Annotated in this window: 6 protein-coding genes; 5 read left to right on the top strand and 1 reads right to left on the bottom strand. The window is 70.1% G+C overall.

Features of this window, described 5'->3' with window-relative positions:
- Positions 1–98 precede the first annotated feature (98 nt).
- The gene (putA, locus tag ARC20_RS02200) at positions 99–3,314 is read left to right on the top strand and encodes a bifunctional proline dehydrogenase/L-glutamate gamma-semialdehyde dehydrogenase PutA (RefSeq protein ID WP_057643634.1); all 3,216 of its coding nucleotides are present in this window, start codon (positions 99–101) and stop codon (positions 3,312–3,314) included.
- Between the two features lie 62 nt (positions 3,315–3,376).
- Here the strand turns inward: putA and ARC20_RS02195 are convergent, their stop codons facing one another.
- Complete coding sequence (locus ARC20_RS02195; RefSeq protein ID WP_057643631.1) at positions 3,377–4,003, bottom strand: hypothetical protein; 627 nt, start codon at positions 4,001–4,003, stop codon at positions 3,377–3,379.
- 467 nt (positions 4,004–4,470) lie between these two features.
- Between ARC20_RS02195 and ARC20_RS02190 the strand changes: the two genes are divergently transcribed.
- From ARC20_RS02190 to ARC20_RS02175, 4 genes are all read left to right on the top strand, one after another.
- Positions 4,471–5,916 carry a Do family serine endopeptidase gene (locus tag ARC20_RS02190; protein ID WP_057643627.1) on the top strand — a complete coding sequence of 482 codons (1,446 nt, stop codon included), beginning with the start codon at positions 4,471–4,473 and terminating at the stop codon, positions 5,914–5,916.
- A gap of 248 nt (positions 5,917–6,164) precedes the next feature.
- Positions 6,165–6,533, top strand: a complete 369-nt coding sequence (locus ARC20_RS02185; protein WP_057643624.1) for a hypothetical protein — start codon at positions 6,165–6,167, stop codon at positions 6,531–6,533.
- 4 nt (positions 6,534–6,537) lie between these two features.
- Complete coding sequence (locus tag ARC20_RS02180) at positions 6,538–7,050, top strand: phage holin family protein (RefSeq protein WP_057643621.1); 513 nt, start codon at positions 6,538–6,540, stop codon at positions 7,048–7,050.
- On the top strand, positions 7,047–7,496 hold the full coding sequence (locus ARC20_RS02175; protein ID WP_057643618.1) for a hypothetical protein: 450 nt from the start codon (positions 7,047–7,049) through the stop codon (positions 7,494–7,496). The genes ARC20_RS02180 and ARC20_RS02175 overlap by 4 nt, the downstream gene beginning before the upstream one ends.
- Positions 7,497–7,516 lie beyond the last annotated feature (20 nt).

Below are 7,516 nucleotides of genomic sequence, written 5' to 3'. Positions count from 1 at the left end.
CCATGCAGAAAACGGCGCCCGGGGCGTCGTTTCCCTTCAAGTGCCGGTAGCACCGGCGCTCCTAGAATGGCGCCGGTTTCCCTGCCCCTAGCGATCCGATGAGCGCCCTGCCCGATACCGCCCCCGGTGGCCACCCGCCGCCCCCGTCCCTGCTCTCCCCCGAGCTGCCGCCGGCACCGTCCGCGCTGCGCGCCGCGGTCACCGCCGCGTGGCTGAAGGACGAGACCGAACACGTCCGCGAACTGCTCGAGCAGGCCCGCCTGCCCGCCGCCGAACAGGCCAAGGTGCAGGCGCTGGCCGCCGACCTGGTCAGCCGCGTGCGCGTGCGCGCCCACGACCAGGGCGCCATCGAAGCCTTCATGCGCCAGTACGACCTCGGCAGCGAGGAAGGCGTGCTGCTGATGTGCGTGGCTGAAGCGCTGCTGCGCATCCCCGACCAGGAAACCGCCGACAAGCTGATCCGCGACAAGCTCGGCGATGCCGACTGGGAAAAGCACCTCGGCGGCAGCGATTCGGTGTTGGTCAATGCCTCCACCTGGGGCCTGATGCTCACCGGCCGCATCGTGCAGATCAACGACCTCACCCGCGCCGACGCGCCGGGCGCGTTCAAGCGCCTGGTCGCGCGTGTCGGCGAGCCGGTGATCCGCCTGGCCGTGCGCCAGGCGATGAAAATCATGGGCCACCAGTTCGTCATGGGCCGCACCATCGACGAAGCGCTCTCGCGTTCGCACAAGGGCGACAACGCCGGCTACCGCTATTCGTTCGACATGCTCGGCGAAGGCGCGCTGACGATGAAGGACGCCCTGCGCTACCTGGAGGATTACCGCCGCGCGATCCACGCCATCGGCGGCGACCACGTGCGCCGCGGCGGCAAGGCCGACGGTGACGTGACCCAGGCGCCGGGCATCTCGATCAAGCTGTCGGCGCTGTATCCGCGCTACGAACACGCCAAGCGCGAGCGCGTGCTCACCGACCTGGTGCCCGGCGTGCTGGAACTGGCGCAGCTGGCCAAGTCCTATGGCATCGGCTGCACCGTCGACGCCGAGGAAGCCGACCGCCTGGAACTGTCGCTGGACATCATCGAACGCGTGTTCGGCGATGCCTCGCTGGCCGGCTGGAATGGCTTCGGCGTCGTCGTGCAGGCCTACCAAAAGCGCACGCCGTACACGATCGACTACCTCGCCGACCTGGCCCGCCGCAGCGGCCGCCGCATGCAGGTGCGCCTGGTCAAGGGCGCGTACTGGGACGCGGAGGTCAAGCGCGCCCAGCTCGACGGCCTGCCGGGCTACCCGGTGTTCACCCGCAAGCAGAACACCGACGTCTCCTACCTCGCCTGCGCCAAGCGCCTGTTCGGCCACATCGACGCGATCTACCCGATGTTCGCCACCCACAACGCGCACACCATCGCCGCGATCCGCACCATCGCCCAGGGCCGTACCTACGAGCACCAGAAGCTGCACGGCATGGGCGATGACCTGTACGCCGAAGTGGTGCCGGCCGACCGCCTCGGCCTGCCGTGCCGCGTTTACGCGCCGGTCGGCTCGCACGAGGACCTGCTGCCGTACCTGGTGCGCCGCCTGCTCGAGAACGGCGCCAACTCCAGCTTCGTCAACCGCATCACCGACGAGAAGGTGGCCATCGAGGACCTGATCCGCGACCCGGTCGAAGCCGTGTCCTCGTTCGCCTCCATCCCGCATCCGAAGATCCCGCTGCCGGCCGACCTGCTGCGCAGCCAGAACCAGAACAGGAAGAACTCCATGGGCGCCAACCTCGCCAACGACCAGGACCTGCGCCAGCTCGCAGAGCAGCTCAACGCCGCCGTGAAGCCCTGGAAGGCCGGCCCGCTGGTGCCGGGCGCGGTGGTCTCCACCGCCGCGCTGGACGTGACCTCGCCGGCCGACCGCCGCCAGGTCGTCGGCCAGTGGCAGCCGGCCGACGCGGCCGTGGTGGACAAGGCGCTGGCCAATGCCGTGGCCGCGATGCCGGTCTGGAACCGCACCCCGGCCGCCAGCCGCGCCACCATCCTCGAACACGCCGCCGACCTGCTCGAAGCGCGCATGCCCGAGTTCATGGCGCTGTGCGTCAAGGAAGCCGGCAAGACCCTGCCCGACGCCGTGGCCGAAGTGCGCGAGGCGGTGGATTTCCTGCGCTACTACGCCGGCCAGGCCCGCGCGCAGTTCGGCGCGCCCGAGCGCCTGCCGGGGCCGACCGGTGAATCGAACGAACTGCAGCTGCATGGCCGCGGCGTGTTCGTGTGCATCAGCCCGTGGAATTTCCCGCTGGCGATCTTCCTGGGCCAGGTCACCGCGGCGCTGGCCGCCGGCAACAGCGTCATCGCCAAGCCGGCCGAGCAGACCAACCTGATCGGCTACTACGCGGTGAAGCTGCTGCACGAAGCCGGCGTGCCGGAAGCGGTGCTGCAGTTCCTGCCGGGCGACGGCGCCACCGTCGGCGCGGCGCTGACGAAGGACGCGCGCGTGGCCGGCGTGGCCTTCACCGGCTCCACCGAAACCGCCCGCCTGATCAACCGCACGATGGCCGCGCGCGATGCCGCCATCGGCGTGCTGATCGCCGAGACCGGCGGCCAGAACGCCTTCATCGCCGACTCCTCCTCGCTGCCCGAAGCGGTGGTGAAGGACGCCATCGCCAGCGCCTTCATCTCCGCCGGCCAGCGTTGCTCGGCCGCTCGCGTGCTGTTCGTGCAGGACGACATCGCCGACAAGGTGATGACCATGCTCGGCGGCGCGATGGCCGAGCTGAAGATCGGCGACCCGGCGCTGCTGTCCACCGACGTCGGCCCGGTGATCGATGCCGATGCGCTGGATATCCTGGAAAAGCATGCGCAGCGCATGGATGCCGAGGCCCGCGCCATTGCCACCGCGCCGGTCGATGCGGCGGCGGCGAACGGCACGTTCTTCGCCCCGCGCGCGTACGAGCTGAAGTCGCTGGACCAGCTGCAGCGTGAAGTGTTCGGCCCGATCCTGCATGTGATCCGCTGGAAGGCCGACCAGCTCGACGCGGTGATCGACCAGATCAACGCGACCGGCTACGGCCTCACCCTGGGCGTGCATTCGCGCATCGACGAGACGGTCGACCGCATCGCCTCGCGCGTCAACGTGGGCAACGTGTACGTCAACCGCAACCAGATCGGCGCGGTGGTCGGCGTGCAGCCGTTCGGCGGCCAGGGCCTGTCGGGCACCGGCCCGAAGGCGGGCGGCCCGCACTACCTGCTGCGTTTCGCCACCGAGAAGGTGGTGACGGTGAACACCACCGCCGCTGGCGGCAATGCCTCGCTGCTGACGCTGGGCGACTGATCGCCCGCATCATCGCGGGAAAGCGGAAAGGGCGGGGTTTCCCCGCCCTTTCCTTTTGGAACTCAGGCCGCCTTCTTCGCCGCCTTGCGGGCGGTGGTCTTCTTTGCGGCTTTCTTCATCGCGGTTTTCTTCGCCGGCGCCTTCTTGGCGACCGCCTTCTTGGTCATCGCCTTCTTGGCGACAGCCTTCTTCGCGACCGCCTTCTTCGCGACCGCCTTCTTCGCCGCGGCCTTCTTCACTACCGGCTTGCGCGTGGCGGCCTTCTTCACCGCGCTCTTCTTGGCGACCTTCTTGGTGGCGACCTTCTTGGTGGCGGCCTTCTTGGCCACGGCCGACTTCTTGGCCACGGCCTTCTTGGCGGTCTTCTTGGTGGCCTTCTTGCCGGTCTTGCGACGCAGCGCGGCCGCTTCGGCCTTGGCACTGGCGCTGGCGGCTTCGAGCTTCTTGCGGGCCGAGGCAATGCGCTTGCTCACCGCCTTGCCGGCCTTGGCGGTCTTCTTGGCCACGGCCTTGCGCGCCTTCTTCACCCGCTGGGTGACCTGCTTGCGCGCCGTCTTGGCCATCTTCTCCACGCTGGCCACGGCCTCGCTGGCGGTATGGGCGATGGATTCGCCCAGGTGGACGGCCGACTCTTTCACGTTTCCAGCGACCTGGGAAACCGTCGCCGATGCACCATTACCGTTGCTCATGAGCCCTCCTTCGGGCGTGTTGTCTACGCGACGATGTAAAGCAGTTTGCGGATGAACGCGGCGTGGAACCGGCCAGGCCGGCACCGGCCACGCGCGGGAACGGCCGTCCGCGAGAGCGGCCGGATGCGGGAAACAAGCGGGAAAACCGGGCGCGGCCGGCAGGCACGCCACCGGGGCGATTGCCCGGTCGAAGTGCCCTGCCCTTGCCTGCGTGCTGCGTCATGCGCGCGATCCCGGGAGAAGACGCCCGGATATTGGGCCCGGCCGGTTGGCCACCACAACATCTGGGGATTTGCGGCGAAAACTAGCGCCGCCTTAGGGGGCTGTCAAACACCCCCTCGCGCGGCCACGGCGCGCTTTCACCCACCATTAAAAAGATCGGCGGCACGCTTGTTCAGCTTTCAGGTCCACGCCATCCTGCCGGCCTGCTTCCTTTCCCTTCCGCGTCACCCGGACACCGACCCTCCATGCGCCCGCTGCCCACGCTGCTGACCCTGTCCCTGGCCGCCGCTTTCGGCGCCTTCGCCGCCACCGGCCTGCACGAATGGCTGGACAACCGCGCCGAGGCCGCGCCGCTCGCGCCGGCGCCGGTGGCCAGCCTCGTCCCCGCCACCGCCGCGCTGCCGGCGTCCGTCGGCGGGCAGCCGCTGCCGAGCCTGGCGCCGATGCTGCAGCAGGTGATGCCGGCGGTGGTGAGCGTCAACACCAAGCAGGTGGTGCGCGTGCGCAACCCCTTCTTCAACGACCCGTTCTTCCGTCGCCTGTTCCCGGACATCCCGCAGGAGCGCATCAACGAATCGCTCGGCTCGGGCGTCATCATCGATGCGGCCAAGGGCTACGTGCTCACCAACCACCACGTCATCGAGAACGCCGACGACGTGCAGGTGACGCTGGCCGACGGGCGCACGGTCAAGGCCGAGTTCCTCGGCTCCGATGCCGACACCGACATCGCGCTGATCCGCATCCCGGCCGACAAGCTCACCGCCATCCAGCTGGCCGACAGCGCGCAGCTGCGCGTGGGCGATTTCGTCGTGGCGATCGGCAACCCGTTCGGCTTCACCCAGACGGTCACCAGCGGCATCGTCTCTGCGGTGGGCCGCAGCGGCATCCGCGGGCTCGGCTACCAGAACTTCATCCAGACCGACGCCTCGATCAACCCCGGCAATTCCGGCGGCGCGCTGGTGGACCTGCAGGGCCGCCTGGTCGGCATCAACACCGCCAGCTTCAACCCGCAGGGCAGCATGGCCGGCAACATCGGCCTGGGCCTGGCGATTCCCTCGAACATGGCGCGCAGCGTGGTGGACCAGCTGCTGAAGAACAACGGCGTGGTGATCCGCGGCACGCTGGGGCTGGAAACGCAGAATCTCTCGGCGCAGATGGCGCAGGGCCTGGGGCTGGAGAGCGCACGCGGCGCGCTGGTGGCGCGCGTGCTGCCCGGCTCGGCCGCGGCGGCGGCCGGCCTGCAGCCGGGTGACGTGGTGGTGGGCGCCAACGGCGAGCGCGTGGACAGCGCCGAGGCGCTGCACAACTACGAGGGCCTGCAGCCGGTTGGCAGCGCGGTGACGCTGGACGTGCACCGCGACGGCAAATCGCTGCAGCTGCGCGCGGTGCTCAAGGAACAGGCGCGCGCGGCCGGCGGCGCCGCGCTGGACCCGCGCCTGGACGGCGCCACGTTCACCGACCTGCCCGAATCCCTGCGCCAGTCCGGCATCAGCGGCGTGTTGATCAGCGAGGTCAAGCGCGGCAGCCGCGCGGCGCAGAACGGACTGGCCAGTGGCGATGTCATCGTGGCCGCTTCGGCGGGCGATTTCTCCGACCTCGCCGGCTGGCGCGCCAACTTCACCCGTCCGCCGCAGCGTCTGGTGCTGCGCATCGTGCGCGGCGGCGCGCAGTACGACGTACTGGTGCGTTGAACCCAGCAGGGCAACCGAAAAACCCGGGCGCATGCAGACGAACCCGCTTGCGCATCCGGTCGAGGCAATCCATGGGGTCTTCGGGGGCTGGGCCCTTTCGGGACCGTTGGCGCCATGGATGGCGCCGGCGCGCATGAACCACTCATGCCAGAAGCGCACACCTCACACACGCCCTACACCCCGCCGATGTTATTGCTAGGCTCCATGCTCCGCCCCGCGCGGAAGCCCGTACCCCCAAGGAGATCACGATGAGCGTTCCGACCAACACCGACCAGCTCAAGGGCAACCTCAACGAAGCCGGCAGCCACCTCAAGTCCGCCGCCAGCGCCGCCGGCGATGCCGTTCGCAGCGCCTCCAGCGCCGCGGGCGACGAACTGCGCCTGGGCAAGGCCAACGTCAAGGCCGAACTGAGCGACAGCGCGCTCTCCGGCCTGGCCGCCGCCGAAGTCGGTGGCGCCGCCGCGAAGGAGCAGATGGACGCGCTGATGGACAAGGGCCGCGACCTGCTCGACAGCGCCCAGGAACTGATCCGCGAACGCCCGCTGGCCTCCTTCGGCGTCGCCTTCGCCGCTGGCTGGATCATCGCCAAGCTCGCCCGCAGCGGCAGCCACGACTGACGGCGTGAGCGACGCCACCCCGCCACCGGAAGGCGAAACCCCCGGCACCCCGCCGCCTGGCCTGGAAGAAAGCCTCCGCCAGGTAGGCGATGCCGGCAAGGCGACCCTGGGCTCGGCGCGCGACACCGGTCGCGCGTTGCGTCGCCTCGTCTCCGCCGACCTGGCCCTCGCCCGCAGCGCCTTCGGCCGCGGCCTGGCCTGGGCTGGCGTGGCCATCGTGTTCGGCGCCTCCTCCTGGCTGCTGCTGACCGGCGCGATCATCGCCCTGCTGCAGCGGCTGGGCCTGTCGTGGTTCCAGTCGTTGTTCTTCACCGCGCTGGTGAGCCTGGCCATGACCGGCCTGGCGGTTTGGCGCGTGTCCCACTTCTTCGACCACACCGGCCTGCACGCCACCCGGCGCCAGCTCAGCCGGCTGGGCCTGTTCGACGAGCACGGCGAGGAGGAAGACACCGCCGCGCCCAAGCCCAAGGCGCAGCACGCCAGCATGGCCGCGCGTGATCAGGAGAAGACGCCATGAACTTCGAGCAGCTGCGCCACCGCGTCGAACGCGCCGAACGCCTGGTGCAGGGGCGCGCGGACGACACCCAGGTGCACTGGAACACCCTGCGCCGCGTCTGGCGCGAAGGCTGGACGGCCCCGCGCATCGTCATCGCCGGGCTGATCAGCGGCTTCGTCGCCGGCAAGCTCGAACCGGCCAAGGGCCGCGCGATGGCCGGCCAGGCCACGCGCTGGGTGCAGATGTTCAGCGCGGTCTCGGGCATGTTCAGCGCGATGCAGGCGCAAGCCGCCTCCGACGACGCCGAGCGCGCCGGCGACGAGGCCGAACGCGCCGCCGACCACGCGGAGGTCGCGGCCACCACCCCGCCGCCCGGCCCTGCCCGTCCCGCGCCGCGCACCGCGGTCGAGGAAGAGGCGCGCGCCCCGCGCCCGGCCGAAGCGGCCACGGAAATCTCCGAACGCTGAGCCATGCGCCGCGTTCGGAG

The sequence above is a fragment of the Stenotrophomonas panacihumi genome, assembly GCF_001431645.1.
Taxonomy (GTDB): Bacteria; Pseudomonadota; Gammaproteobacteria; order Xanthomonadales; family Xanthomonadaceae; genus Stenotrophomonas_A; species Stenotrophomonas_A panacihumi.
This window is presented reverse-complemented; position numbering and strand designations above follow the sequence as displayed.

What these genes read in the sequence shown, in the direction of transcription:
- ARC20_RS02175 (WP_057643618.1), top strand. Translation starts at nt 7,047, where the DNA reads ATGAACTTCGAGCAGCTGCGCCACCGCGTCGAACGCGCCGAACGCCTG.
- ARC20_RS02190 (WP_057643627.1), top strand. Translation starts at nt 4,471, where the DNA reads ATGCGCCCGCTGCCCACGCTGCTGACCCTGTCCCTGGCCGCCGCTTTC.
- putA (WP_057643634.1), top strand. Translation starts at nt 99, where the DNA reads ATGAGCGCCCTGCCCGATACCGCCCCCGGTGGCCACCCGCCGCCCCCG.
- ARC20_RS02185 (WP_057643624.1), top strand. Translation starts at nt 6,165, where the DNA reads ATGAGCGTTCCGACCAACACCGACCAGCTCAAGGGCAACCTCAACGAA.
- ARC20_RS02195 (WP_057643631.1), bottom strand. Translation starts at nt 4,003, where the DNA reads ATGAGCAACGGTAATGGTGCATCGGCGACGGTTTCCCAGGTCGCTGGA.